Annotated in this window: 18 protein-coding genes and 2 pseudogenes; 10 read left to right on the forward strand and 10 right to left on the reverse strand. The window is 69.8% G+C overall.

All coding sequences use genetic code 11. The features are described 5' to 3' along the window. Window positions 1–36 precede the first annotated feature (36 nt). The gene (locus A3862_RS31995; RefSeq protein WP_236961838.1) at window positions 37–420 is read right to left on the reverse strand and encodes a DUF3761 domain-containing protein; all 384 of its coding nucleotides are present in this window, start codon (window positions 418–420) and stop codon (window positions 37–39) included. 345 nt (window positions 421–765) lie between these two features. On the opposite strand from A3862_RS31995, the gene A3862_RS07240 reads away from it, so the two are divergent. Then, entirely contained in the window at window positions 766–1,857 is a 1,092-nt protein-coding gene (locus tag A3862_RS07240; protein ID WP_170861828.1) for a sensor histidine kinase, read from the forward strand. A gap of 80 nt (window positions 1,858–1,937) precedes the next feature. Beyond that, window positions 1,938–2,366, forward strand: coding sequence for a SufE family protein (locus tag A3862_RS07245; protein ID WP_043355266.1), 429 nt, complete (start codon window positions 1,938–1,940; stop codon window positions 2,364–2,366). A gap of 6 nt (window positions 2,367–2,372) precedes the next feature. Here the strand turns inward: A3862_RS07245 and A3862_RS07250 are convergent. The 3 genes and pseudogenes from A3862_RS07250 to A3862_RS07260 form a co-directional block, all read right to left on the reverse strand. Beyond that, window positions 2,373–3,223: pseudogene (locus A3862_RS07250) on the reverse strand (DUF6456 domain-containing protein). Between the two features lie 93 nt (window positions 3,224–3,316). Continuing rightward, the gene (locus A3862_RS07255; protein WP_052083757.1) at window positions 3,317–3,553 is read right to left on the reverse strand and encodes a hypothetical protein; all 237 of its coding nucleotides are present in this window, start codon (window positions 3,551–3,553) and stop codon (window positions 3,317–3,319) included. Window positions 3,554–3,715: 162 nt separating this feature from the next. Next, window positions 3,716–5,203, reverse strand: a complete 1,488-nt coding sequence (locus A3862_RS07260; RefSeq protein ID WP_052083755.1) for a PAS domain-containing protein — start codon at window positions 5,201–5,203, stop codon at window positions 3,716–3,718. A 524-nt stretch (window positions 5,204–5,727) separates the two neighbouring features. Here A3862_RS07260 and A3862_RS31450 point away from each other — a divergent pair. After that, window positions 5,728–5,898, forward strand: coding sequence for a hypothetical protein (locus A3862_RS31450; RefSeq protein ID WP_164706349.1), 171 nt, complete (start codon window positions 5,728–5,730; stop codon window positions 5,896–5,898). A gap of 286 nt (window positions 5,899–6,184) precedes the next feature. On the opposite strand, the gene A3862_RS07265 is transcribed toward A3862_RS31450, so the two are convergent. The 3 genes from A3862_RS07265 to A3862_RS07270 all read right to left on the reverse strand — a co-directional run bounded on the left by A3862_RS07265 (window position 6,185) and on the right by A3862_RS07270 (window position 8,933). Continuing rightward, a complete protein-coding gene (locus A3862_RS07265; protein WP_043760103.1) occupies window positions 6,185–6,568 on the reverse strand; it encodes a nuclear transport factor 2 family protein in 384 nt (127 codons plus the stop codon). A 328-nt stretch (window positions 6,569–6,896) separates the two neighbouring features. Further along, window positions 6,897–7,055, reverse strand: a complete 159-nt coding sequence (locus A3862_RS31455) for a hypothetical protein (protein ID WP_158498480.1) — start codon at window positions 7,053–7,055, stop codon at window positions 6,897–6,899. A gap of 186 nt (window positions 7,056–7,241) precedes the next feature. After that, on the reverse strand, window positions 7,242–8,933 hold the full coding sequence (locus tag A3862_RS07270) for a methyl-accepting chemotaxis protein (protein ID WP_043760102.1): 1,692 nt from the start codon (window positions 8,931–8,933) through the stop codon (window positions 7,242–7,244). Window positions 8,934–9,700: 767 nt separating this feature from the next. Between A3862_RS07270 and A3862_RS07275 the strand changes: the two genes are divergently transcribed. The 3 genes from A3862_RS07275 to A3862_RS07285 all read left to right on the forward strand — a co-directional run bounded on the left by A3862_RS07275 (window position 9,701) and on the right by A3862_RS07285 (window position 12,971). Beyond that, a complete protein-coding gene (locus A3862_RS07275) occupies window positions 9,701–10,054 on the forward strand; it encodes a putative quinol monooxygenase (RefSeq protein WP_051976024.1) in 354 nt (117 codons plus the stop codon). A gap of 77 nt (window positions 10,055–10,131) precedes the next feature. Beyond that, window positions 10,132–11,883 (forward strand): LLM class flavin-dependent oxidoreductase, encoded by a 1,752-nt coding sequence (locus A3862_RS07280; RefSeq protein ID WP_043388937.1) that lies wholly within the window; start codon window positions 10,132–10,134, stop codon window positions 11,881–11,883. Between the two features lie 251 nt (window positions 11,884–12,134). Then, complete coding sequence (locus A3862_RS07285; protein ID WP_236961839.1) at window positions 12,135–12,971, forward strand: hypothetical protein; 837 nt, start codon at window positions 12,135–12,137, stop codon at window positions 12,969–12,971. A gap of 13 nt (window positions 12,972–12,984) precedes the next feature. On the opposite strand, the pseudogene A3862_RS07290 reads toward A3862_RS07285, so the two are convergent. After that, window positions 12,985–14,252, reverse strand: a pseudogene (locus A3862_RS07290) (IS256-like element ISMex3 family transposase). A 496-nt stretch (window positions 14,253–14,748) separates the two neighbouring features. Beyond that, on the reverse strand, window positions 14,749–15,312 hold the full coding sequence (locus A3862_RS07295; protein ID WP_043388941.1) for a TetR/AcrR family transcriptional regulator: 564 nt from the start codon (window positions 15,310–15,312) through the stop codon (window positions 14,749–14,751). 110 nt (window positions 15,313–15,422) lie between these two features. Here A3862_RS07295 and A3862_RS07300 point away from each other — a divergent pair, with 110 nt between their 5' ends. The 3 genes from A3862_RS07300 (at window position 15,423) to A3862_RS07310 (ending at window position 20,054) form a co-directional block, all read left to right on the forward strand. Next, entirely contained in the window at window positions 15,423–16,121 is a 699-nt protein-coding gene (locus A3862_RS07300) for a glutathione S-transferase family protein (RefSeq protein ID WP_043388943.1), read from the forward strand. Window positions 16,122–16,694: 573 nt separating this feature from the next. Further along, complete coding sequence (locus A3862_RS07305; protein ID WP_043355261.1) at window positions 16,695–17,609, forward strand: manganese catalase family protein; 915 nt, start codon at window positions 16,695–16,697, stop codon at window positions 17,607–17,609. 309 nt (window positions 17,610–17,918) lie between these two features. Further along, window positions 17,919–20,054, forward strand: a complete 2,136-nt coding sequence (locus A3862_RS07310; RefSeq protein WP_043388945.1) for a S9 family peptidase — start codon at window positions 17,919–17,921, stop codon at window positions 20,052–20,054. A gap of 138 nt (window positions 20,055–20,192) precedes the next feature. Here the strand turns inward: A3862_RS07310 and A3862_RS07315 are convergent, their stop codons facing one another. Beyond that, window positions 20,193–23,648 carry an AsmA-like C-terminal region-containing protein gene (locus A3862_RS07315; RefSeq protein ID WP_111473461.1) on the reverse strand — a complete coding sequence of 1,152 codons (3,456 nt, stop codon included), beginning with the start codon at window positions 23,646–23,648 and terminating at the stop codon, window positions 20,193–20,195. A gap of 467 nt (window positions 23,649–24,115) precedes the next feature. Between A3862_RS07315 and A3862_RS07320 the strand changes: the two genes are divergently transcribed. Further along, window positions 24,116–26,497, forward strand: a complete 2,382-nt coding sequence (locus A3862_RS07320; protein ID WP_043389230.1) for an ATP-dependent helicase — start codon at window positions 24,116–24,118, stop codon at window positions 26,495–26,497. The last annotated feature ends 176 nt before the right edge of the window (window positions 26,498–26,673 follow it).

The following is a 26,673-nucleotide window of genomic DNA, read 5'->3' on the forward strand; positions in this document are numbered from 1 at the left end:
CCGGAATAGGATTTAAGGCAGAGCTCGCCCTGGGCTTCAGCCTTCCCACCGGGCGACGCCGCCGTGGCGGGAGCAGGTGCCGCGATGGGTATGGCTGAAGCTCCACGTCCCGTCCCGGCACTTGGCGGTGGCGCCGGCCGGTTTGGCGCCGTCGAGGCTCTTGGCCGGTTGATGGACCTCGGATCCGTCCCGGCTCCGGTAATGGCCGTGCCGGTCGAGGTTCCGGTCGTCCGGTTCGGAGAAGGGCCGCGCGGTCGCACTGCCCGCCATGGCGAGGAGGAGGCAGCCACCGAGGGCGCACCAGCGGGCAGCGCCCCGGCGGAAGGCTCTGGGCCGCAGCGTGATCCGCCACCGGCTGGCGTCGCCACCGGCGCCCCTCCGGCGGAGAATGGGAACGGTCGCGATCGGGGCAGGCAGCACGGCGCCCTCAAGGTTGTGTCAAACACCATCAGACACAACCAGAGCATCGCGTCACGAACTATCTAAAGTTATCTCATCGTCACTCACAAGTTGTCGCTCCCGCATGATGGCCGGTCTGCCCGACCGGCTCGCCGGCGCGTGCGGTCCGGCCGTGCGCCCCGGTTCGGGCGCGCAGGGCGGCGGGGCGCGGAACGGGCTCGAAAGGTATCGCGGCTATCGTCGCCGAAAGTGCGCTGTTGAAGGCGGTGGAAGACCGGAACGGCCGTCCGGTCGACACGTTGACCGGCGCCATCCGCACGCAGGCATCGCCTTTTACGCAGTTCGTCAAAGTGAATCGGGTACAGAATGGTCGGTGAGCCACCAGGGTCCGGCGCGGCACAACCGCCGGATAACGGCCCCTCGGGGGATCCTGGTCGGGGTCCGGCACAGGGGACCGCGGAAGCCGCTGCCCTGAGCGACAGCTTCAAGCGATTCGCCGACGTCGTGCCCCTGATGATGTGGCGCTCGGACGAGGCCGGTCACGCGATCCACCACAACGAGTGCTGGCTGGAATTCACCGGACGCCCCCTTGAGGCGGAACTCGGGCTCGGCTGGCGCAGCGGACTGCATCCCGAGGATTTCGACCGGCATGCCCGGATCGTCGCCGAGGCCTTCGAGGCGCGGGCGCCGTTCACCGTCGAGTTCCGGCTGCGGCGGCACGACGGCGAGTACCGCTGGCTGCTCGACACGGCCCGCCCCCTCATGGAGGATGGCCGGTTCCAGGGCTATCTCGGCTCCTGCTTCGACATCACCGACCGCAAGCACGCGGAGGAGCATATCGAGCACGCGCTGGCCGAGAAGGAGGCGCTGCTGGCCGAGGTCTACCACCGGGTCCGCAACAACCTCCAAGTGATGGTCAGCCTGATCGGCCTCTACGGCCGGGCGGCGCCGGATGCCTGCCGGGGCAGCTTCGAGGCCCTGGGCCAGCGGGTCCGGGCGATCGCGCTGGTGCAGCAACATCTCCATGAGGCGCCGCACATCGCGTCGATCGACCTCAAGGACTACCTCCACCGCCTCGCCTCCGGGCTCGGGCAGCTCCGGCGGGCCGGGCGGATCAGCGTCCATGTCGGCGGCTCGGGGAACGGCCTCGTGGAGCCGCGTACCGCCAACGCCCTCGGGATGATCGTCGCCGAGATCGTCGCCGAGTGCCTGGACGCCACGGCCGAGCACGTCGCCTGCTCCATCGCCATCGACATCGAGTCCGGCCTCCCGGCGCGCCTGTCGATCGTCTCCGGGGTGAGCGAGATGGCCGATTCCGGCCGGTCGAACGTCCCGAAGCTCGGCCCCCGCCTCATCGCCGCCTACGCGGCCCAGGCCGAGATCAGCGTGTCGGGCGATGCCAGCCCAGGCGATCCCCTGTGGCTGACCCTGCCGCCGACCCGCCCCGCCGCGCAATGAGCGACCGCGTCGCCGGGCCCCGTCGCCATGACGGCGCGGTCGGCCTATAGCGGCGTGGACCCTACCGGACCCGGCCGAGCATGCTTCCTCCGATCGACACCATCATCGAGAATTTCGAGATCGTCGAAGACGACGACATGCGGCTTGAGTATCTGATCGAGCTGGGCCGCGCCCTGCCGCCGATGCCCGAGTCGGAGCGGACCGAGGCGAACCGCGTCCATGGCTGCGAGAGCCAGGTCTGGATCGACACGAAGGCGGAGCCGTCCGACGGCACGCCGCGCCTCGTCCTCCACGGCTTCAGCGATTCGTTCATCGTCCGCGGCTTCGTGGCGCTGATGGTGGCGCTCTACACCGGCAAGACGCCCCGGGAGGCCGCCGAGACCGACGGCCTCGACCTGTTCCGGCAGCTCCGCTTCGGCGCCCACGTGACCTCGAAGCGCTCCAACGGCGTGCGGGCGATGGCGGAACGCATCCACCGCGACGCGGTCCGGCTCGCCGCCGGGGCCTGAGGGGCCTCACCCCCGCCAGAGGCGCAGGCGGCCCCGATCGGGCCCCGTCGCCTCCCGCTCCAGCCCGTAATGCTCGGCCAGCCGCCCCAGGGCGATGCGGGCCACGACCTTGGCCGAGCGGGCCGGCCAGCGCCGCTCGGCCTCGATCCGCTCCAGGCCCTTGAGGAAACCGCAGAGGTCGATCAGCAGGCCCGACAGGTCGCTCCCGACCGCATCGAGGGCCCCGCGCACCCGTTGCCGGGCCGCGATCACGTGGTCGGCCGCGCTGGCCGGGTCGCGGGGACCGCCGCCATCGACCCGGGGGGCCCCGAAATCCGAGCCCATGCGCGGCAGCAACGCGGCGGCGGTCATGTCCCGCCGCAGCCGCTCTCCGGCCTCGAACGCCGCCGCGTCGATGAGCGGCGTGCCGTCCCGGTCGCGTCGGCGCACCATCCAGGCCAGGGGGTTCTCGGCAGCGTTGCGGAGGGTCGGCCCCGCACCACCCCCACCACGACGGCGAGGTCGTGGTGCTGGGCCGCGAAGGCCAGATCGCCCGGCATGGCCTGCCGGCGCAGGCGCGCCCGCCCGGCCTCCGTGATCGTCAGCCGCGTGCCGGCCTCGTTCCACGTCGCCAGATCGGCCGCGGCCAGAGCCCGGCCGTCCGCGGCCGCGAAGCGCCCGCCCCCCACCGAGACACCGCCGCCGCTGCGCCGGATCACCAGCGCATCCTCAACCAGGGGATCGGGCCGCGCATCGGCGCCCGCCTCGCCCAGTCGCGCCAGAAGGCGGCACGCATCCGCCGGCAGATCCCCAGGTCCGGCGCCGCGCGGCCGCGCCTGCGCCGAAGCCACGCGGCCACCCTTGAAAGGTTTGTTCATGTTTTGTTCCGTATGGTTCACCACGGACGCACCGAGGGGCCACCATATCAGGAAAACTCAGAATTTCAAGGTTTTTTTACCTACAACTCTCAGCTATCGCGCCGCGGTCTTTCGCGCGGCACGGGTCGGTGCCCGATGGAGGATCTCGGCGATCTCGTCCTCGGACTTGTCCCGGACCTCGTAGCCCATCGCCTCGAACCGCTCGATGAGCGCGGCGCTCTCGGCGGCGGAGCGGGCCGCCCAGACGGCGAGGAGGTCGTTCACCCGGTCCAGATCCGCCTCGGGGTGATCGTCCTGCGCATCCGGCGACGGATTGGGGATCGCGACCATGGCGGCACCTCGGGATCGAACCGGCGACCGTGTTCGACGCCACGGCCCGTCATGCAACGCCCGAGGTCGGACGTGGCTCCCGCGGTCCCTCAACCGAAAGCCGGGTCGCTCGGGCCGACGACGGTCCGCCCGGGGCAGGAACCGGATGGCCGGCGGACGGCGCTATTCGGTCTGAGCGCGGTCATCCCGGTCGGCGTTCGCCAACGGGGCGACGGCTGTGAAGACGACGCCCTCGGCGCGGTAGTCGATATCGACCCGCCCACCGATCTCCGTGGCCAAAACGCGCTTGATCAGCTGGGTTCCGAAGCTCGTCTGCCGCGGGGCCACGACAGGGGGACCTCCGCGCTCCTGCCAGCGAATATGGAGGAGCGGAGGCTCTTTCCCGCCCTGAACGCTCCACGCCACGTCGACCACACCCGCGGCGACAGACAACGCGCCGTACTTGGTCGAGTTGGTCGCCAGCTCATGGAGTGCCAGGGCGTAGGCGACGACAACCTGTGGGGGCAGGCGCAGATCCGGTCCCGAGAGCTGAAAGCGGTCGCCGTCTTCGACCCCGAAGGGAGCGAGCGAACGCATGATGAGGCCCTGCATCGAGACGCTGCCGAAATCCTCCGTGATCAGAAGGGTATTGGCGGCCGACATCGCCTGGATGCGCGCCGTCAGCGTCGCGGCGGCGTCCTGCAGCGAGTTGGCGCGCCGCATGGTCTGCGAGACGACGGCTTGCAGCGAGGCCAGCGTGTTCTGCATGCGATGGTGGAGTTCGCGGGTCAGCAGCGCGCGATGGCTCTGAACCGCCCGACGGTCCGTGATGTCCTGCGATGTTCCCGTGATCAGGATCGGCGTCCCGTCGGCCCGGTAATGCGCCTTCCCCCGAATCTGGACCCATCGCTCCTGACCGGCGGGCGTCGTCAGGCGATACTCGGCGTCGAGAAGCGACCGGTTCGCGATCGCCTGCTCAATCGCGTCCTGCTGGACCGCACGATCGTCCGGGTGGATGGAGGCGCGCAGTTCTTCGAGACTCAGCGGCTCGTCGGGCTGGCGTCCGCAGATCGCCTTGCAGCTGTCGGACGCCGTCAGATGCCCCGTGTCGAGGTTGATGCTCCAGCTTCCAAGCTGCCCCGCCTCGAGGGCAAAGCGCAGGCGCTCCTCGCTCGCCTGCAACTCGACATTGCGCCGCGCGACCTCCGCCTCCAGATCAAGGCGGTCGCGCTGGAGGCGAACCAGACGTTCACGCTCCAGGGTGACATCGAACTGGGACGCAAAGAAGTAGGTGAGCTGACCGTCTTCCCCGAACACGGGAGAGACGAGGAGGCGGTTCCAGAATGTCGAGCCGTCCTTCTTATAGTTCAGGAGGTCGAGTTCGATCGGCGTCCTGCTGTCGATCGCGCTCCTCAAGCGCGCGACGTCCGCCCGGTCGGTCGCAGGTCCCTGCAGGAAGCGGCAGTTCCGCCCGATGATGGCGTCGCGTCCATAGCCCGTCAGCCGCGTGAAGGCCGCGTTGGCGAAGACGATCGGGTTGTCGTCTTGTCGCGGGTCGGTGATGAGCATCGGCATGCGCGTGGCGCGAACGGCCGACGAGAAAGGGTCTGGTCCGGCGCCCGCCCGCGTCAGCTCGCGAATGATGCGGGCTTCTTCCTCATAGTCCGGCACCTGGGCACGTCCTGAACACATCAGACCTCAAGCGCTGCCGTATAACGCGTCGGCGCCTGCGCATGAAGAGCGCCGAAGACCGTTGAAGCGCCCATCCACCTGAACCGGATTGCTCGGGACCAGGGCGAGGCGCGCTGCTCCCGGGAAGGCATGACAGCCTTCCCTAGGCCCCATGGGTGGGGAACGGAGCGACCGCTCGGGGTGGGTTTCCCCCGGTCCGCCTTCGGGCAAGAATTCAGGGCCGCGGACGTCGTCGCCGCGCCTGTTTCCGGCCCGAAGCAGAATCTCGCGATCCCCGCTCCGTGCCGTCCCGATTTGGCGGTCTGCGATGATGGAACGGGGTGAGAGAATTGTTCCGGATGGTCTCGCGGGACATCCAAATCAGACCGGTGGCGGTGGGCAGCCGCGACCATACCCATGATGAACCGGCATCAGGCGCGGGGCCGGGATCACCGCGCGCCGGATCGAACAGCGGTCGGGTGACGTTCCTTACCGCCTACCCGGTCCAAACAGGAGGAACGCTCATGCGTATTGGCTATCTGCTGCCGCTCGTCGGCCTGCTCGCGCTCACGGCCTGCAAAGACGAGAAGAAGGCCGAGACACCCCCGCCTCCTCCGCCGCCTGCCAGCACCGCACCGGCAAACCCGGCGCCTCCGGCGACGACGACCAACCCGGCCCCAGCCAACAAGCCGTAGCCAACGAGCCTCAAGGGCGGCGGGCCCTGGCACGCATCCCAGCGCCACAGGACCCGCCGATCGCGACCGGGGCTGATGTCACCGCCCCGGTCGCGAGGCTCATACCCGAACCAGCCCCCTGGATCGACAGCCAGGGGGGGGGCCTGCCCGTCCGCCCCCACGCAGCCTTGTGCGGAAGCGGACGAGGCCACCCATCCGCTCACGACCCGCCGCAGCGCCCGCGCGACGCGCCCGCATGCCGGCCTCGAATCGTGCGGCACGCCGATGCGGAGGCGAGTGTCGCCGTTCAAAACATCCCGTTGGGGTTGGCTGAGGCCTCAGGCAGGATCTGCAGCACGTCCCAGTGCTCTACGATCCGGCCGTTCTCATCGAGACGGAAAAGGTCCACGGCCGCGTAATCGTGGTCGCCCGGCCAGTGCTGATGGCAATGCAGCACGACCATATCGCCCTCGGCAATTGCCCGCTTCACCGACACCCGCTTCCCCGGCCACTCACGCGCCATGCGCTCGAAATAGGCGATGAAGCCGTCTTTGCCCGTGGCCACATGCGGGTTGTGCTGGATGTAAGTGTCGCCGGCATACCGCTCGATTGCTTCACGCGGACGGCACTCATTGAACATCAGCTCGTAGAACGCGATCACGTTTGCCTTATTTCGCATGAGATCTACCATGCGGCCTTCCTCTACAACGACAAGGCCAGTCTTTCGCCCCCGACAGCCAGTCGGATCGAGGGCGTCTTGATCGTGGCCGTCCGCGCCCGGTGATTGGGAGCATGTCGGCATAGGGCAGGCAAGTGCCCGCGCCCCCTTCCAAGCCGCTCTCGCAGACAGACCGACGGATCGCCGCGCTTTGGACGCTCTGGCCATCTCCCGTAAGCCGGACAGGAATCGTGCGCCGAATGCCCCCTCGGGGCCGGGAGCGATCCGATTACCGTAAGCAGCGCGCCGGGCGAGCATCCTCACGAACCGCCAGCCCGCGCGCGGATAGCCTTCGGTCGGATCAAGGGCCGCCGACCGCGCAGGCCGCCCCGGGCTTGTCGTGCGGGCCGATCCGCTCGACCCGGCTTGCCGTCGCCGCGTTCATGCCGACCACAGGGAGCGCGATGCCGTGGCGACGGAACGTCCGCACCACCCGGTCGAGGGCGTCGAAGGCCGACATATGCCCCAGGAGAGCCGCCTGGAGGTCGCGCCTGACCGCAGGATACCGTTTGGGCGAACGATCACAGCCGCCTTACCGGCCTCCCCCTGCCGCGGGACGGTTGAGACGGCGGGGCGTGCCAGGGCGTCTGAGGTGGACCGGCATCGGCGTGGCAGACGGGCGTCGATCCCCGCGGCCCCTCCCCCACTAAGCGGCGCGGACCTCGTCCAGGAATTTGCGGACGGCTCGGCTCAGCCCATCGGACCGGACGGCGAGGGTGCGCGCGGCACCGAGAACCTGCGTCGCAGCCGATCCTGTTTCGCCGGCGCCCTCGCGCACCGATCCGATGTGATCCGTGACCTGCCGGGTCCCGTGTGCGGCCTCCTGGACGTTCCGCGCGATCTCGCGCGTGGCCGCGCCCTGTTCCTCGATCGCCGAGGCGATGTGGGTGGCGATGCCGGACATGTCGTCGATCGTGCGGCTCACGCCCTGGACCGCCTCGACCGCGCCGCGCGTGGCGGACTGGATCGCACCGATCCGGGCGCTGATCTCTTGCGTCGCCCGGGCTGTCTGCTCGGCCAGTGTCTTGACCTCCGCGGCCACCACGGCGAAGCCGCGCCCGGCCTCCCCCGCGCGGGCCGCCTCGATGGTGGCGTTGAGGGCGAGCAGATTGGTCTGGCTCGCCACGCCCGAGATCAGGCCCGCCGCAACGCCGATCCGGTCGGCGCTGTCGGACAGCTCCTGAATGATGGTGCCCGTCTCCTGGGCGCGCGCGATGGCCGTGCCGGCGATCGCGACCGAATGCGTCACCTGTCCGCTGATCTCCTGGACGGAGGCCGCCATCTCGTCGGTCGCGCTCGCAACCTGCTGCACGTTGCCGGACGTTTGTTCGGCGGCAACCGCGACGCTGACCGCGAGCGTATTGGTCTGCGCCGCGATCTCCGTCATCGATGCGGCGGTCGCCTCCATCTCGGTTGCAGCCGCGGTCAGCTCGCCCGTGAGCGCACCCGCCTCCCGCTCGAAATCACGCGTGATGCGGTCGAGGAGTTCGGCCCGGCGCATCTTGGCGGCATCGGCCTCGGCCTGCAGCGCGGCCAGCCGCCGAGCCTCGATCCCGGCCTCCTTGAACACCTGCACGGCGTCGGCGATCTGGCCGATCTCGTTCGCCTCGCCCTGGTGCGGGATCGCGACGGCGAGATCCCCAGCCGCCAACTGCCGCATCGGTTCCAGCACGGCCCGGACACGGGCGGCGATGCTCCGCACGATCAGGGTTCCGAGGATGGTGGCGACCACGAGCGCCAAGGCGCCGATGGCGAGCATGAGCCGCTTGGCCTTGGACGCGGTCGCAACCCCCTGCGCCACGGCGTTCTCGCCCTTGGCATTGTTGAGGGCCACGATCTCTTCGAGAGCCTGGGAGGCCGCCTTGATGTGCGGGCGGACGCCGACGAGGCTCTCGCGCAGCGCCAAGTCCTTATGCCCGGTCCGCGAGTATTCGAGCACGGCGGGGATCGCCGCGAGATAGCTCTGCCATTCACGGCGGAACCCGTCGAAGAGTTCACGCTCGCGCGCGTCGCCGATCAGCGGCGCGAAGTTGCGCATCGCCGCGGCCGTGGCCTCTGTCTTCTTTGACAGGGCGGCCTCCTCGGCCTGCATGCGGGCAGCGTCGGTGTAGAGGATGTGGTTGACGACGCTGACGCGCACATCGATGACGTCGCCGCGCAGTTCGCCGGCATATCGGACGCTCGGCAACGTGTTGGTGCCGAGGTGGGCTTGGTCATCGGCGAGGGTGCCGACCGCGTGGAGACCCAGGCCGTCGACGAGAAGCAGACAGCCGATGAGCAGGCCCAGGACGCCGACAAGGCGGTGCTTGATCGAAAGTCTGGAGAACCAAATTCTCATGGCCCGAGCGCAGCCCCGACATCTACACCGACGAAAATAGCGATCGATCTTAAATTTTCCCTTAAAATATCAAAATGCGAATGAAAATATCAAATATCAATACTAAATTCTACGACACGATAATCGCGTGTCATCTTCCTGATCGAGACCGACATTTGGCGTAACCAAGGCCGTATCATGCGGTCGAAAGTGCCGGAGGCAGGAAGTCAGCGCCGGATGGATTTCCATCGTCCGCATCTAGCCGAACACGATCCGAAGGTATCAGTCGGCTCTGAGCCGGCCCGACATCCCTTCCCGAGCCGTCCGTGAGGTCCTGGCTCGGTTCGGGGCGCTCCGCCTGCCCCGTCGGACGGGACGCAGGCCCACACGACAGCCACCCGTCTCGGCTGGTCGGCGGGCAGGCCTCGGTTCGACAACCGCCCCACCCATGCCGGCGTCGCGACGGCCAGCCCGCCACCCCGAGCCGGCTGTCGCGATGCCCGACGCGGGTGGCGCCTGCGGGACCGGCGCAGGAATCCGCATCGTCGCACCCGCCCGACAGCGGCGTAGCACGTTCTTTTGCCCCCGTGGCCGTTTGAAGAGCAGTCTTTTATCCCGCCCGCCGACATGCAAAATTTAAATCTTAATGCCGCGGTCCGTATTGCAATACTTTCCCTAATGTAAGAAGCGGAAGGCCGATCAAATCGGACTTACTGCGAAACGATCTCACTCAGAGACCAGTCGATTGTGATCGCACACGCACGATAGCCTTGCCGGAGGGCCACGCCATGACCCGTCAACCCGCGTCTCCCTCCGACAGAGCCTCGGCTGCCGGAGCGCATCGTGGGCCGACCCACGGTCTCGTCGTAACCCTGGAGGCGAAGAACGGGCAGCAGGAGCAGGTCGCGCAGACGCTCCACGCCGCCTTCACGACCGCCATCCGCGAGGGCGGCACCGCGACGTGGTACGCCTACCGCATCTCGGAGACGCGCTTCGGCATCTTCGACACGTTCTTCGACGAGGACGCACGCAAGTCCCATCTGGATGGGGAGGTCGGCCGCTTGCTGAGCCGCATCGGCGAGGAAATCCTCGTCGGCCCGCCAGACTTTCGGGCCATCTCGATCCTCGCGTCCAAGATCTAGCGTCGCAAGACCCGCCTCAAAGACGCGCGCGGCTTCCGTCCGCGACACCGCCCTTCTTCCGGCCGATGGATAGAATTATGCTGATCGATCAGCGAGCGACGCGACCGCACATCTTCCTCAGTGCCTTCGACATGCACTGCGTCGTCCATCAGAACCCGGGCATGTGGCGGTATCCGGGAGACCAGACGCACAATTACAAGGATATTGAATACTGGATCGAGCTGGCCCGCGTGCTGGAGCAGGGCGGGTTCGATGCGCTCTTCATCGCCGACGTGCTCGGCTTCTACGATGTCTATGGCGGCAACCGCGATGCGGCGCTGCGTACGGCCGCGCAGGCGCCGGTCGGCGATCCGCTCATGACCATCGCGGCCATGTCGGCAGCCACGACCCATCTGAGCTTCGGGGCCACCGTCTCGCTGACCTACGAGCTGCCCTACAAGTTCGCGAAGACGATGACCACCTTGGATCATCTGACGAAAGGTCGTGTCGCCTGGAATATCGTGACGTCTTACCAGCAGAGTGCGGCCGTCAATCTCGGACTCGACACGCAAATCGCCCATGACGAGCGCTACAACATGGCCGATGAGTTCATGGAAGTCTGCTACAAATTGTGGGAAGGCTCCTGGGAGGACGACGCGGTGCGGCGCGATGTCGAGACCGGCCTCTACACCGACCCCTCCAAGGTTCACGACATTCGGCACGCCGGCAAATACTACAAGGTCCCGGGCGCACATCTGTGCGAGCCCTCCCCGCAGCGCACGCCCTTCCTGTTCCAGGCCGGCGCCTCCGCCCGGGGACGGAAGTTCGCCGCGCGCCACGCCGAGGCGGTCTTCCTCATCGGCACCAATCCCAAGGACACTCGCACCGTCGTCGATCAGTATCGGATGCTGGCGGCGGAGCAGGGCCGCGATCCGCGCAGCCTGAAGATCATCATCATGCTGACGCCGATCGTGGCGGAGACCGATGCAGCCGCCCAGGAGAAGCTGGCGTTGATCAAGTCGCGCGCGCAGGTCGATGCGGCCCTGGCGCTCTGGGGCGGCTGGACCGGCATCGACCTCTCCGGCGCGGATCCGGACAAGCCCCTCGATCAGTTCCAGGGGGACGGCATCCGGGCCTTCAGCGATATGCTGACGCGCGTGGACAGCGAACTCGTCTGGACGCCGCGGCGGCTCGCCGAGTGGCTCTGCGTGGGCGGGATGAGCGCGAGCTGTGTCGGGTCCCCCAGGACGATCGTCGATCATCTGGAAGAATGGCTCGACGTCGCCGACGTCGATGGATTCAACATCGCCCGGGTGACGAATTACGGCACGTTCGAAGATTTTCGGGATCTGATCACCCCGGAGCTTCGCCGCCGCGGCCTGATCCCGGAGGATCGACCCGCCCGTCCTCAGACAGCCCGGGAGCGGGTCTACGGTCAGAGCCGCCTGCGCGACGATCATCCCGGCGCGGCCTTCAAGGTTGGCGCGGCCCAGGCGTCGGCTCGGCGCAGCGCGGGCCCGGTTACGCTGCGCACCTCACCCCGCAACGTCGGCCTTCTGGTCACGCTCAAGGCAAAGCCGGAGACGAAGGAGCAGCTGGAAACGTGGCTGCATGACATGCAGCAATTCGCCGAGGATGAGGCGGGCACGATAACCTGGTACGCCTTCCAGATCGACGACCTGACCTACGGCATCTACGACACGTTCCTCAGTCATGAGGGACGGGAGGATCACATCCACGGTCAGATCGTCAAATCATTGCGAACGCTGCAGCACGACATGCTGGAGAGCCCGCCCGACATCCGGCCCCTCGATCTCCTGTCCGTGAAGAGCTTCGCGCCGGGCCACTGAGAATCGGTCCGCGTTCGGCAATCCCGCCGGCGCAGCAGACGTCGCGCTCCCCCCGGCCGACGAACCTCGCACCTGTCCGGGACCGCCTGAATGAAAGGCATCGGACGGCGGCAAGGCACGTGAGCCGGGCCGCCCCTCTCCGTGAGCCTTGGCTGTTGACGGCCCGTCATCGCAACGCCTAATACATATAGCACAGGCTATAATGATGGGTCATGGCTATGCGGCAGACGTCCGCCCGACATCGGTCGCCGGTGTCAGGCCCCCTCCTGTGCGGGCTCGCGGTGATGCTCGGGCAGCTCACGGCACCGGCGCTTGCGCAGACCCTTCCCACCGCCGCCGAGAACCTGACGCCCGGTGACCTCGACAGCGAGCATCTGTTCGGGTTCACGGAAGGCAGCGACCTCGGCGTACCCGGGGAAGTCGAGCTGGAATGGGAGACGAGCGGGCGCCTGGGCAAGCGCCTGGGCCGTTTCCTGGCCGTCGACAGCGGGCTCGCTCTGAAGGTCCCACTCACCCGCGACTTCCGCCTGGCGCCGGGGATCACCTTCAACGCCTACGATATCGGCGTGCCCGGCGACCCGACCCGGACCACGGGCGGGTTCAACGGCGGCTTCCTCGAAACCCGTCTGCGTCTGCTGGACCGCCGCACCGCGCCCTTCGGCCTGACCCTCAACCTCGTGCCGGGATACGGGACCGTAGACGGGGGATCAGGCGCACCGGCCAGCAGCTTCGGCACCGAGGTCGGGCTTTTGGCCGACCGCGAGGTCATCCCTGACATGCTGATCGCTGCGGTCAACGTCGGCTTCGCATTCTCATCGGTCCGGATGAACGCGACGGACGCGCGCGTGGCTGGGTCAGGCGTCGAGGTCGCCGGCGCCTTGGCCTACCGCGTGCAACCGGGTTACTTCCTCGGCGGCGAGGTCCGTTATGCCTGGACCTATGATGGCCTGACGCTGGACCGGCTCGCGGGTCAGGCCGCGTATCTCGGGCCTACGGCCTATGTGACCCTGTCGCCGCATGCCTGGGCCTCATTCACCTGGAGCTTCCAGATCGCCGGGCAGTCGGCGGGGAGCTATGCAGGATTTTAGGTGACGGAGGCGGTCAGGCGGCGCGGTGATCTGGGCTCGCGGTGACCTCGGTCCCGTCGCGGAAGATGACGCCGGCCACGACCTTCGGCAACTGGTTTTCGCCCTTCAACCGTCGCCAGGTTTTCGAGGCCGCCATCACCAGCTTGAACACCATCAGCTTGGCGGTCGTGGCCGAGAGTGCACCTTTGGTCCGCACGGTCCGATGCCGCACCGTGGCGAACACGCTCTCGATCGGGTTCGAGCTGCGCAGGTGGTCCCAGTGCTCGGCCGGGAAGTCGTAGAACGCCAGCAGCGCCTCCCGGTCCTTGGTCAGGCAGGTGGCGGCGCGCGGGTACTTGGCCCCGTACTTCTCGACGAAGACAGCCAGCGCCGCCTCGGCCGCCGCCCGGGTCGGCGCACCGTGGATCTCACGCAGATCCACCTTCATCGCGCCCTGAACGGACTTCGGCACCTTGTCGAGGACGTTGGCCGCTTTGTGAACCCAACACCGTTGGTGAGCGGTGCCCGGAAAGACCTCGTCCAGGGCCTGCCAGAAGCCGAGTGCGCCGTCGCCGACCGCGATCTCGGGCGCGATCGACAGCCCACGCCGCTTCACGTCGACGAGCAGCTCGCGCCAGCTCTGGGCGCTCTCGCGCACGCCCACCTGGAAGCCGACGAGTTCTTTCCGGCCCTCGGGCGTCGCGCCGATCAGCACGAGCATGCACTCGGCCTGGTCCTCCATCCGGGCCTGCAGGTAGACGCCGTCGGCCCAGACATAGACGTAGCGGCGTGCGGAGAGATCGCGGCCCTGCCAGCGGGCATACTCGTCCGCCCAGGCCGCGGTCAGCCGGGCAATGACGGCCGGCGAGAGGTTCGGAGCATCCCGACCCAGAAGGGCGGCCAGCGCCTCCTGGAAGTCGCCGGTCGAGACACCGCGTAGGTACAGGACCGGCAGTAACGCATCCAGGCTGCGGGTGCGCCGCGCCCACTTCGGCAGGAGCGTCGAGGTGAACCGAACCCGGTCCTCAGATCCGCTCGCGCCGCGATCTCGGACACGAACCCGCGCCACCGGCACCGGGCCGATGCCGGTCTGGATCGCCCGCTCCGGCCCATGGCCGTGCCGCACCAGCCGCGCGCGTCCGTCCGGAAGCCGCAGATCCTGCATCGCGCTCAGGAACGCGTCCGCCTCCATCTCAACAGCTTGGGCGAGCAGGCGGCGGGCCCGGCGCGCAGCACCTCGGTCAGGGGATCGTCGAGGTCTTCGGGCTGACGAAGCCGGACGATGTTGGTAGGTGTCTCCATGGCGTATCGCTCTCGCTGAGAGGTTCTGGCAGGCTTCGACACCCGCCTCGATACGCCGCCTTCAACACACCGTCGTCACCCAATCTCCCGCATAGCTCGTCGGCGGGTGAGCCCGGTCCGCTCGATTTGTCCAGCTTCGACCGTCATCAGATGCGACTGCGTGTCGGTTACAGCTTTTGATCGCGGCCAGGGCAAACGCGCAGCGAGGCTCCACCCACGCCTTCGCGGACAAAGGTGACGCCGTTCACCCTTGTTGTGCCGCGTGATGCCGCCCGCGCACCCCGCCGGGTTCGTCGCACGGCCGACGAACAGCTCCTCGGGAGATCGGAGATCTATCGGACGTCCGACTCGGGCCGGGAGGGCAATAGCCGCTTTGGGTGGATCTCAGCTGCTCCGCTTTCGAACGGCAACGCATCGACGCGGACCTCGCCTTGCCTCTCGCTGACGCCCCACCCCGGCCCCTCGGCGCGTCCCGTCATAGAATACGCGACCCAAGTCACGGGATAAGGCCGCTCTCCCGGTAAGCCGCAATGACATCGGTGTAGTGGGCGACTTCGTCCCGGCCGTGCGCGATCATCTGCGCGCCCGATACCGCCGCGAAGATGGCCTTCGCCCGCCGCCGGATCTCCTCCGGGGCATCCCCCTCCCCCGGGGCCAGCACCCGCGCGATCCAGCGCTCGTTCATCTCGCCCCACCGGACGACTTCGGTCCGGACCTCGGCAGGGAGGTCGTTCCGTTCCGCCGCCAGCATCCCGGCCAAACACATGCGATTGCCGTTCAGCAACGTGTCCCGGAACACGTCGGTGTACCGCCGCATCACGGTCGTGCGGTCCGTGGCGTCGTTCAGGACCTCGTCGAGGTAGCGCTCGTAGCGATCGATGTAGCGCCTCACGATCGCCTCGACCAACGCCCCCTTCGTCGGAAAGTAGTAGTGGATGCTGGCGCTCTTGATCCCGACCGTTTTGGCGAGCTCACGGAAGCTGAGTCCGCTGTATCCGAGATCCTGCACGGTCAGCCGCGCGGCCTCCATGATCCGGTCCCGCATCGTGACGCCACTCATCTCGGCCCCCTGCTACCTGACGCCAGATAGGCTTTGACAGGCCATGCGTGAAGCTCCTATTCCGACCGCACCTACCTGACGCACGGTAGGTGCCCGTGGAGGACGCTACGATGACGGACAAGCCCCGCCTCTTCACCTCGCCCTCGGCCTTCCCCAACCCCCAGCGCGTGCGCCTCTTTCTGCACGAGAAGGGCATCGCCAATCAGTTCGATGAGGTCATCTACGACATGGCCCCCGGTGGAGAGCAGCGGGGATGGCAACACCTCAAGATGAATCCCTGGGGCGAGACGCCGACCCTACGCCTCGCCGACGGCGAGATCCTGTCCGAGACGACCGCCATCGTGCGCTACCTCGACCAAGCCTTCCCCGGCCGCCGCATCCTGGGCGAAACCCCAATGGCTCAGGGCCTGGACGCGATGTGGGACAGCCGCATCTGGGTCCACATCCTCTATCGCATCACCACGATGTTCCACGTCCTGCACCGTGGGCTGGGTCCGAAGCTCGAACTGACGCACAATCCGGCCTGGGGTGAGCACTGCCGCAAGGAGGCGCTGGCTCACGCGGGGCTCGTGGACCGGCACCTGTCGGACGGCCGCGCCTGGATGTTGGGCGGGGATGCGCCGACCTTCTCGGACATCACGCTGGCGACGGCGGTGGCTTTCTCGAAATTCCCCGTCTGCGCCACGCCGCTGGACGAGCGGTTCGAGCACCTCGATGCCTTCTGGCGGCGATGGCAGGAGCGCCCGGCGTTTCGAGCGGCCTACGCCGATCGCAGCAGCGGCGTGCCGGAGCTGGACGACCGTCAGTAATCCCGGCGCGTGATACGGCGGTGATGGGGACCGGCCCGATCGCGAATGCCTCGGCGATCGGGGCCGATCTACCCTCTCACGGGAAGGGCGAAGCGTCCGCTCAGAACGTGATGTCTGCAATTCCGGGTGTGGAACGGCACCTGGCGGCCGCTTTCCACCGCGAGCCGAAGTTGACGGATGCGGGGCTGCTTTCGGGCTCGGCCGACGGCCGTCCCGGCGGCCGGCATGGGTCGGAGGCGGATGCCCCCTTCGGCGCGACGCGCCAGGGGCCGCGCCCCGTTCCAAGCCGAAGCTGCCGGCTGGCCGACAAGGGGCCGCGCCCCGGAACAAGGGGCCGCGCCCCGGAAGCGGCGACGGCGTTCCGCACGGCCGAAAGGGGGCGAAAGCGGGCCGGCCGGTGCGGATGGATATGCGACGGGCTGCTTCTCAGCTGCCACCGTATCGAGGCGGAATTCGTAATCCCGCCTGGCGTAATTGCCAGATCCTGCACCTGTCGATCTGCGAGGCGACAGGAACAATCATCCGCCCGAACAGATGCCATCTTGCGCACACCGCGCAAACGGAGCTGCTCGCATGTTCATGAAGCTCGACCGCCTTCAGGCTGAACTGCCCCAGCCGAAGAAGCCCGATCCCAACGCCGCTGCCGCCCTGCAGGAGCTGCTCGGCGGAAAATACGGCGAGATGTCGACGCTCGGAAACTACATGTTCCAAAGCTTCAACTTTCGCAACAAGTCGAAGCTGCGCCCTTTCTACAGCCTGGTATCGAGCATCTTCGCGGAGGAACTCGGGCATGTCGAGCTGGTCTCAACCGGCATCGCCATGCTGAACAACGGTCCGGGTGACGACACCGAGGAGGTCGACGTCTCCAAGGCCCCCTTCCACGACATGCAGGACATCCGGCTGGCCGGCAGCTTCCTGTCGAACGGCGGCGGCGCGACACCTGTCAACTCGAACGCCCAGTCGTGGAACGTCGACATGGTCACGACCACGGGCAACATCATCATCGACCTGCTGCACAACTTCCACTTGGAGTGCGGCGCCCGCCTGCACAAGCTGCGCGTCTACGAGACCCTGACGGACCCGACCGGTCGCGAGGTCTGCGGCTATCTCCTGGTGCGCGGCTCGGTCCACGCCCACGCCTACGCGCTGGCGCTCAAGAAGCTCACCGGCGTCGAGATCGAGAAGATGCTGCCCACGCCGAACATCGTCCTCGACAAGATACCGGAATGCCAGAAATACCTGCAGGAGGGCTCGCACCGGCGCCTCTACCGGTTCAGCCCCGACGACTACAAGGAAGCGGCGGGCGTGTGGTCGAACGACGAGGTAGCGCTGCCCGGCGATCCGCCTGGCAACCTGGAAGTGGTGGACGGTCTGCCCGAGGGTGGCAAGATCCCCGAGCTCGACGGCAATTACGGGGCATTCGCGCCCAACTACGCGCCCCAGGAGATCTTCGAGATCGCGAGCAAGCTCTACAAGAAGAGCCGCTGAACGGACGACGGTGGATGGAGATCGCCCCGCGGATGCGACGCCGCGGGGCGCGGCGGCTCTCTCGGCGGCTCTCTCGGCGGCTCTCTGCCGCTCGGACGGCCGAGCCGATGGCGTTCAGACCCCGGGCGCGGTGCGCCCGGCCCGGATGCCCCTGGACGGCGGGGTGACGCAGATCCCGGGATTACCGCGCCGTTCTGCCCCGCAACACAGCCCTCGCCCTGCCGCCCTGCGCCCCGGGTGCCTTGCATCCCGGCGCCGGGCGGGACACATCCCGTCACCCGAACGTGACGGGACCCGACGGGAGAGACAATGACGGAGATCGGCCACGGCTTGCTCGCTCACCGGTCCGGCGCGCCGGTCGCCGAGGTCCGGCCGCGACGCTTCAGCGTCCACGGGCATGAGATCACCGACGATTACGCTTGGCTGAAGGCCGAGAACTGGCAGACGGTCCTCAAGGACCCGTCGGCGCTGCCCGACGACATCGCCGCCTACCTGAAGGCCGAGAACGCCTTCGCCGAACAGGCGCTCGCCGGGAGCACGGAGCTGCGGCGGCAGCTGGTCGCCGAAATGCGCGGGCGCATCCAGGAGGACGAGAGCGGCGTCCCGGAGCCGGACGGGCCCTTCGCCTACTACACCCGCCATCGCGCGGGCGGCCAGCACCCGCTGATCTGCCGGCGGCCGGCCACGTCGCCCGACGTGCCCGAAACGGGGCCGGACCCGGACGAGACGATCCTCATCGACGGCGACCGCGAGGGCGAGGGCCTGCCGTTCTTCGAGATCGCCGCCGCGGTGCATTCCGACGACCACGAACGACTCGCCTGGAGCGCCGACACCAAGGGCTCGGAACTCTACACGATCCGGGTGCGCGACGTCGCCACCGGCCTCGATCTCGACGACCGGGTCGACGCGACCTCCGGCGAGGCGGTCTGGGCCGCGGACGGGGCAAGCTTCTGGTACGTGGCGGTGGACGCCAACCACCGACCCGCGAAGGTCATGCGGCACCGCATCGGCACGGGGCAGAGCGAGGACGAGACCGTCTACACGGAAGCCGATGCCGGCTACTTCGTCCATATCGGCAAGACCCAGTCCGGCGCCTTCCTCGACGTGACGGTGAGCGACCATGAGACCTCCGAGGTCCGGCTCCTCGACCGGCAAGCGGAGGACGCCCCCTTGCGCCTCGTCGAGCCGCGCACGCCGCTGCTGATCTACGGGGTCGAGCATCGCGGCGACCGGCTGTTCATCCGCACCAACGCGGACGGCGCCGAGGACTTCAAGATCGTCACCGCGCCGCTGGACGATCCGGGCCGCGCCCACTGGACCGACCTCGTGCCGCACCGGGCCGGGGTGATGATCCGCCACCTGCACCTGCTCACCGGCCACCTGATCCGTCTGGAGATCGAGAACGCCAAGCCGCGGATCGTCGTGCGCGACTTGGCCGACGGCGCCGAGCACACGGTCGCCTTCGAGGAGGAAGCCTATTCCCTCGGCCTGCGCGCCGGCCTCGCCTTCGACACGGCCACGATCCGCTTCGTCTACGCGTCGATGACGACCCCGTCGGAGACCTGGGATTACGACTGCGCGGCGCGCACGCGGGTCCTGCGCAAGCGTCAGGCGGTGCCGAGCGGCCACGATCCGGCCGCCTACGTGACCCGGCGGCTCTTCGCCACCGCGCCCGACGGCGCGCAGGTGCCGATCTCGCTGCTGCACCGGCGGGATCTCGTCCTCGACGGCAGCGCGCCGCTGCTGCTCTACGGCTACGGCTCCTACGGCACGCTGATGCCGGCGGCGTTCCGCACGAACCTGCTGAGCCTCGTCGACCGCGGCTTCGTCTACGCGATCGCCCATATCCGCGGCGGCACCGAGAAGGGCTGGCGCTGGTACCTCGACGGCAAGCGCGAGAAGAAGCCCAACACCTTCACGGACTTCATCGCCTGCGCCCGGGCCCTGATCGCGGCGCGCTACACCGCCGAGAAGCGCATCGTCGCCCATGGCGGATCGGCGGGCGGGATGCTGATGGGGGCGGTTGCCAACCTCGCGCCGGAGCTGTTCGCCGGGATCGTCGCCGACGTCCCCTTCGTCGACGTGCTCAACACCATGCTCGACGCGGAGCTGCCCCTGACCCCGCCGGAATGGCCCGAATGGGGCAACCCGGGGGAGAGCGAGGCCGCCTTCCGGACGATCCTGTCGTACTCGCCCTACGATAACGTCGCCGCCAAGGACTATCCGGCGATCCTGGCGCTCGGCGGGCTCACCGACCCGCGCGTCACCTACTGGGAGCCGGCCAAGTGGGTCGCGCGGCTGCGCGCCACCATGACGGGCGGCGGGCCGGTGCTCCTGCGGATCAACATGGAGGCCGGCCATGGCGGCGCCGCCGGCCGGTTCGACCGGCTGGAGGAGGTGGCGCTGATCTACGCCTTCGCGCTCATGGCGGTGGGGAAGGCTTGAGCGCCGTCGTCCGTGCGGGCGCATGGCCCATGACGGCGATGACGGGGCCATGACGGGGCCATGACGGGGCGCGGCGCCTGAGGCGTTCAGAGGGGCCGGTCCCACGGAGATGGGAGCTGCCTCAGGATGCGGCCGGCCTCACGGTCGGACCTCGGCGGGAGCCGGCGGTTGGGCGATCCCCTCGTCCGGATTGCGGGCCCGCTTCGCCGCCTCCTCGGCGGCCTTCTCCCCGGCGGCCTTCTCCGCAGCCGCTTTCTCGGCGGCAGCCTTCTCGGCCGCGGCCTTGAGAGCCGCCGCGCGGGCCCGGTCCATCTCGATCCGAGCGCGGCGGCGCTGCCGCTCCACCTGGTCGGCCTCGGTCAGCTCGATCGTCTCCAGCTCGCGCTGCAGCACGAAGGCGGCGAGGCCGTTCGACAGGGTGCCGACATCCAGCACCCGCTCCGGCGCGCCGAGGGGCCCGGTCAGGCCGAACTGGACCGCGGGCGGGCCGGCATTCCAGCCCCGGGGGACCGGGCCGCCCACAAGCGTGCCGCGGACGTTGAGGCGGCCGGCGCGCAGGTCGTAGCCGACGGTGCCGGCCCAGCGGGCCGGGCCGAGATCGAGGTCGAACGGCCCGGCCCGCAGGACGCCGCCCACGATGGTGGCGGCGGCCCGGGCGGATCCCCGCGCCTGCCCGCCGCCCCGGGCGAGTTCCTCGGTGACCAGGGCCTGGAGCCGCCCCTCGCGGAGCGGGTCGTCCATCTCGGCCGCCCGGGCCAGCACCCGGCCGAGGGCCGCAGGATCGGCCGCGGGCAGGCTCAGATCGGTCAGGGTGAGCGCGCCGCTGCCCGAGAGGCTGTCGGCGAGGCCCGGCAGGGTCTCGGCCGTGGCGGCGAACCGCAGATCGGCGCTCAGGCGGCCGCCGATCGGGCCGCCGGCCAGCGTCGGGAGCGCCGCACCGTCGAGGCTGCCCGAGCCGGAGACCGCAGCGCCGGCCCCGAGGCGGGCGATCGTCACCGAACCCGCGAGCCGTCCCCCGGCGAGCTTGCCGGACAGGTCCCGCAGGATCAGGTTCCCATCGGTGAGGCCCAGGCCGGCCGTCGCCTCCGTGGCGACGAGGCCGCGCCCGAGATCCAGGCTGGCGACGCGGGCGTCGAGGGACAGGGCCGGATGGGCCGTCGGCGGCCCGAACGTGCCGTTCGCCCCCGGCGGGATCACCAGGGCGGCGGCGAGCTGCGGCACGGACAGGCGGTCGAGGGCGAGGCGGCCGTGCAGGGCGCCGCCCGCCGCCCGCAGCAGCGTCCCGTTCACCCCCGAACCCGCGACCGTGCCGGCGATGGCGGCGGCGGCCTCGCCCTGCTGCCGCGACAGCGTGACGGTGAGGTCGGCCGGCCACGCGCCGGGGGCCAGGGTCGCGGCGCCGGCGAGCGTCAGGAACGGCGCCAGATCGGCCGTGTCGGCCCGGACTTCGCCGCCCGTGGGCACGAAGTCGGGACCGACCAGGATCGGGCGGCCGGTGGAGAGCCGGAGGCCCGCGACCGTGCCGTTCGCCGTCAGGGCGAGGGCCTGGCCGTCCGGCCGCTCGGCCGTCACGTGCAGTTCGGCGGGCTGCTGGAGGCCAACGATGTCGGTGCGGCCGAACCACGCCCCCGCCCGGGGCGCGGTGAGCGTGGCGGTGCCGCCCTCGATCCGCGTGCCGCGGCTCGCCAGGGTCAGGTCGAGGGTGCCGCCGCCGGCGCTGCCCCGCGCCTGAGTCCGCAAAGCCGCGGCCGCGCCGCCCGCCCGGTCGAGGGTGACGGCGAGGTCGAGGGGCGCGTCCCGCAGGACGGCGGGCAGCAGGCGGATCTCGCCCACCCAGACCCGCTCGAGCAGGCCGAGCAGCGGCGCCGCCGCCGGGGCCTTCAGCCGTCCGGAGACGCGGCCGGTCCCGTCCGCGCCGATCTGGCCGGACAGCCGGGCGCTGGCGCCGGCGAGATCGGTGACGTCGAGGCTGTCGACCGTGAGGCCGGCGCCGTCGGACTGGATCCGCGCCGCGATCGTCCCGGTGCCGGAGCCCGTGGCGCCGAACCGGACATCCTTCGCTTCCAGGGTCAGGGCGAGGTCGGTGTCGCGCAGGGTCCCGAGCGTCGTCCCAAGGGGCGGCAGGCCGGCGATGTCGAGGCCGCTGGCGCGGATCTGGGCCTCGAAGCGGCCGCGCTCGGTGCCCTCGGCGGCGGTGTAGCGGGCGTTGCCGGTGATCCGCGCCGGTCCGAGGCCGAGGCGCAGGTTGCGCAGGGACAGGCCGGTGGCGGCGGCCGACAGGTCGGCGGCGGCCTCGACCGTGCGCCCGTCGAGGAGCGCGACGAGGGGCCCCTCGGCGCCGAGGCGGCGCAGATAGCGGCCCAACGCCTCCGAATCGGGGGCGGTGAGCGCCACCGGGCCGGTGAAACGCAACGGGGCCGTCTCGACCTGCCCGCTCGCCGCGACGGTGGCGTCGGCCGGGCCCGTCACCGACAGGCGGCGCAGCAGCAGGCCGCCGGCCCGTTCCAAGGTGCCGGTGAGGGCGAGGTTCGACCAATCCTCGCCGCCGAGCACGGCGCTGCCCACCGTGAGGTCGAGATCGAGCATGGCCGGCAGGCTGCCGGCCGAGCGCGGCAGGCCGCGGCCGATCAGGTTCTGGCCCTCCGCCGAGGTCAGGAAGGCGTCGAGGTCGAGGCGGCGGGCCTCGAGGGTCAGGCCGCCGCGCCACTGGCGGAGATCGAGCCGGCCGGTGCCGCCGAACCGCAGGCTCCGGCCCCCGGGATCGATGGCGAGGTCGACGCCCTCGAACCGCACCTGCGTACCCCGGGCCTTGAAGGTGCCGGCCAGCGAGAAGGGCAGGTAGGCGCCCGCGGCCTGGGTCGGCGGCCCGACGACGAGGCGCGCCGAGCCCTCGGCCTCGACCAGGGAGCCGCCGGCTTCGCTCGGCGCGAGGCCAAAGCGTGCATCCGCCTCGAAGCGCGGAGCCGCGTCGCCGCCGCCGGAGATCTTGGCGGCGAGGCGCCCGTCGGGTCCCGGCGTGCCGCTCACCGCCCGGAACGGGATGCCGCCGCTCGTCCCCTCGACCCGCCAGGGGCCGACCAGGGCCGGCGCCTGCAGGTGCAGGTCCTGGACGTAGAGCTGGTCGGTCCGCCCGGTGGCGGGCACCTGCGTGGTGACCAGGAACTGCTGGATCTGCAGGTTCTCGATCGCGAGGTCGCGGTCGCGCAGGGCGCCACCGAAATCGGCCGGCAGCTTCAGGGCGTCAGGGCCGGCGACCGGGAGCTTGATCTCGGCCCGGCCGATCCGGGTCTCGGTGAAGCGGAACTCGCCCTTCAGGAGCGGCGCGAGGGCGATCTCGGCCTTGACGAACCGGGCGTCCAGGCTCGGCCGGTCCGGATCGGCGCCGAGATGCAGGCGGTCTACGCGCAGCCGCGGCGAGGGCAGCAGCCGGACCTCGATCCGGCCGTCGGTCCGGACCGGGACGCCGAGGGACCGGGCGAGCGCCCGGTCGACGAGCGCGCGATGGGCCTGCCAGTCGACGAAGGGCGGAACGGCGAGCGCCGCCACGAGAACCAGGATGACGGCGCACGCCAGCGCGGTCAGAAGATCACGCAATGGTCCTGTTCCGCACCATCTCTCCGCGAGGCCGCGCCATCACCGTGCCGCCGTGCCCCGCGTGCCCCCGCGAGTCAGTTGTCACGGCCATAGCACGATAAGCCCCCGGGAGCGCCAGCGGCGATGCCACGGTCCGGAGCGGCTCTCGGCGCGCGCGCGGCGGCCCGCGGCACCCCGGGCCAGGAGCTCCGGACCGGGCGCGGATCCCCTCTCCCGTGCGGGAGAGGGATAGGGATGCGACCTCTCCGGAAAGACCTGATCCCTCACCCCAACCCTCTCCCGCGCGGGAGAGGGGGCTTGTCGCGCTCCGCCGCCGCTGTCGGCCCTCGATCACACAGGTGCCGATCCGCGGCCACCGGGGAGACGGCGGCGCCCCGCAGCCGGCCGCGGGCCCCGAAGGGCGCGGATCGTCCCGGCGCGGCGCGAACGGCCTCGACGCCGTTCGCGATTTGGTCCAGGGATGCGGGATGCAGAACCGCCCGCAAGCGCAGCCCGCCGGGGACGGCGCGCCCGCCACGTCCATCACCGCCCGCGCCATGGGCGCCCTCCGCCGCGACGCCGCCGGCTATCTCGAGGGGCTTAATCCCGAGCAGCGCCGCGCCGTCGAGACCACGGAGGGCCCGATCCTCGTGCTGGCCGGCGCCGGCACCGGCAAGACCCGGGTGCTGACCACCCGCATCGCCCACCTGATCGCCACCGGGCGGGCGCGCCCCTTCGACATCCTGGCGGTGACCTTCACCAACAAGGCCGCCCGGGAGATGAAGCACCGGATCGGCACGCTGATCGGCCCCGCCGGCGAGGGCATGCCCTGGCTCGGCACCTTCCACGCCATCGGCACCAAGATCCTGCGCCGCCACGCCGAGCTGGTTGGGCTCAAATCCGACTTCACCATCCTGGGCACCGACGACCAGCTCCGGCTGATGAAGCAGGTGATCGCCGACCAGAACGTCGACGAGAAGCGCTGGCCGGCCCGGGCCCTGTCCCACGCCATCGACGGCTGGAAGAACCGCGGCCTCGGCCCCGAGCAGGTGCCCCCGGGCGAGGCTGCCTCGTTCGCCTTCGGAAAGGGCGGCGCGCTCTACACCGCCTACCAGGCCCGGCTCGCGACGCTAAACGCCGTCGATTTCGGCGATCTCCTGCTGCTCTGCCTTAAGCTCTGGCGGGAGAACCCCGACGTCCTGGCCAATTACCAGGACCGGTTCCGCTACATCCTGGTGGACGAGTACCAAGACACCAACGTCGCGCAGTACCTGTGGCTGCGCCTGCTGGCGCAACAGCGCAAGAACATCGCCTGCGTGGGCGACGACGACCAGTCGATCTACGGCTGGCGCGGCGCCGAGGTCGACAACATCCTGCGCTTCGAGCACGATTTCCCCGGCGCGGTGGTGGTGCGGCTGGAGCGCAACTACCGCTCCACCGGCCATATCCTCGCCGCCGCCTCGGGGCTGATCGCCAAGAACGAGAGCCGCCTCGGCAAGACCCTGCGCACCGACGACGAGCCGGGCGAGCGCGTCACCGTCACGGGCGCCTGGGATTCCGAGGAGGAGGCGCGGATGCTCGCCGAATCGATCGAATCCCTCCAGGTGAAGCAGCATCCCCTGTCGGAGATCGCCGTGCTGGTGCGGATTTCCGCGCAGATGCGCGAGATCGAGGATCGGTTCGTCCAGCTCGGCCTGCCCTATCGGGTCATCGGCGGCCCGCGCTTCTACGAGCGCGCCGAGATCCGCGACGCCCTGGCGTATCTGCGCGCCACCGTGAATGTCAGCGACGACCTCGCCTTCGAGCGGATCGTGAACACGCCCAAGCGCGGCCTGGGCGACGCCACCCTGCAGCAGCTCCACACCTACGGCCGTGCCAACCGGCTGCCCCTGCGGATCGCCGCCGAGCGCCTGTGCGAGACCGACGAGCTGAAGCCCCGCGTCCGCTCGACCCTGCGGGCGCTCACCGAGAGCTTCGCACGGTGGGCGCGACTGGTGGAGGCGCAGCCGCACAGCGAGGTCGCGCAGACGATCCTCGAGGAATCCGGCTACACCGAGATGTGGCAGAAGGACCGCTCGGCCGACGCCGCCGGCCGGCTGGAGAACCTGAAGGAATTCGTCCGCTCCATGGAGGAATTCCCGGACCTCGCGGCCTTCCTGGAGCACGTCTCCCTGGTGATGGAGGCCTCCGAGGCCGAGGGCGCCGAGCGGGTCTCGCTGATGACGCTCCACGCCGCCAAGGGGCTCGAATTCGACACCGTGTTCCTGCCCGGCTGGGAGGACGGCCTGTTCCCGAACCAGCGGGCGCTGGACGAGAGCGGCCGCGCCGGCCTGGAGGAGGAGCGGCGCCTCGCCCATGTGGGCCTGACCCGGGCGCGCAAGCGGGCGAAGCTGTCCTTCGCGGTCAACCGGCGCATCCACGGGCTCTGGTCGTCGACCATCCCGTCGCGGTTCATCGACGAGTTGCCCGAGACCGCCGTCGACGTGGTCGAGGCCCCCGCCCACTTCTCGGCCGGCGCCTCGCGGTTCGACCGCAACCCGGCGCCGTTCGGATCGAGCTACGGCACGCCGGGCTGGCAGCGGGCGCAGGCCAACACCGCGCCGGGTGGCCGGTCCGGGTCCGGCGGCGGCTTCCGGTCGGCGGGCCCGGGCGGCCGCTCCGGCGGCCAGTCCGGCGGACCCCGCCAGATCGAGGGCGAGCTGATCGCCAAGTCGACGGGCGCGCCCTCGGCCTTCCAGGCCGGCCAGCGGGTCTTCCACACCAAGTTCGGCCCCGGAACGGTCGCGGGCGTCGATGGCAACAAGCTCACCGTTGACTTCGACAAGGCCGGCCAGAAAATGGTGCTCGACAGCTTCATCCAGGCCGGGTGAGGCCCGTCCCGCCGACCAAGCCCGGACGTTTCAGGGCGGCAGGGTCGGCCGGCTTCGCCCCTGCGGGCGGGGAGGATCGTGATCGTGCCGGATGCCGCGTCATCGCGTCTCCCCCGTCCCGAACCTGATGCATCCGCGCCAGCCGCGCGGCTTTTTCGAAGCCCCCTCGTCCACCG

It is taken from the genome of Methylobacterium sp. XJLW (assembly GCF_003254375.1).
In the GTDB taxonomy this organism is placed as follows: Bacteria; Pseudomonadota; Alphaproteobacteria; order Rhizobiales; family Beijerinckiaceae; genus Methylobacterium; species Methylobacterium fujisawaense.

What these genes read in the sequence shown, in the direction of transcription:
- A3862_RS07240 (WP_170861828.1), top strand. Translation starts at nt 766, where the DNA reads ATGGTCGGTGAGCCACCAGGGTCCGGCGCGGCACAACCGCCGGATAAC.
- A3862_RS07245 (WP_043355266.1), top strand. Translation starts at nt 1,938, where the DNA reads ATGCTTCCTCCGATCGACACCATCATCGAGAATTTCGAGATCGTCGAA.
- A3862_RS07255 (WP_052083757.1), bottom strand. Translation starts at nt 3,553, where the DNA reads ATGGTCGCGATCCCCAATCCGTCGCCGGATGCGCAGGACGATCACCCC.
- A3862_RS31450 (WP_164706349.1), top strand. Translation starts at nt 5,728, where the DNA reads ATGCGTATTGGCTATCTGCTGCCGCTCGTCGGCCTGCTCGCGCTCACG.
- A3862_RS07265 (WP_043760103.1), bottom strand. Translation starts at nt 6,568, where the DNA reads ATGGTAGATCTCATGCGAAATAAGGCAAACGTGATCGCGTTCTACGAG.
- A3862_RS31455 (WP_158498480.1), bottom strand. Translation starts at nt 7,055, where the DNA reads ATGTCGGCCTTCGACGCCCTCGACCGGGTGGTGCGGACGTTCCGTCGC.
- A3862_RS07270 (WP_043760102.1), bottom strand. Translation starts at nt 8,933, where the DNA reads ATGAGAATTTGGTTCTCCAGACTTTCGATCAAGCACCGCCTTGTCGGC.
- A3862_RS07275 (WP_051976024.1), top strand. Translation starts at nt 9,701, where the DNA reads ATGACCCGTCAACCCGCGTCTCCCTCCGACAGAGCCTCGGCTGCCGGA.
- A3862_RS07280 (WP_043388937.1), top strand. Translation starts at nt 10,132, where the DNA reads ATGCTGATCGATCAGCGAGCGACGCGACCGCACATCTTCCTCAGTGCC.
- A3862_RS07295 (WP_043388941.1), bottom strand. Translation starts at nt 15,312, where the DNA reads ATGAGTGGCGTCACGATGCGGGACCGGATCATGGAGGCCGCGCGGCTG.
- A3862_RS07300 (WP_043388943.1), top strand. Translation starts at nt 15,423, where the DNA reads ATGACGGACAAGCCCCGCCTCTTCACCTCGCCCTCGGCCTTCCCCAAC.
- A3862_RS07305 (WP_043355261.1), top strand. Translation starts at nt 16,695, where the DNA reads ATGTTCATGAAGCTCGACCGCCTTCAGGCTGAACTGCCCCAGCCGAAG.
- A3862_RS07310 (WP_043388945.1), top strand. Translation starts at nt 17,919, where the DNA reads ATGACGGAGATCGGCCACGGCTTGCTCGCTCACCGGTCCGGCGCGCCG.
- A3862_RS07320 (WP_043389230.1), top strand. Translation starts at nt 24,116, where the DNA reads ATGCAGAACCGCCCGCAAGCGCAGCCCGCCGGGGACGGCGCGCCCGCC.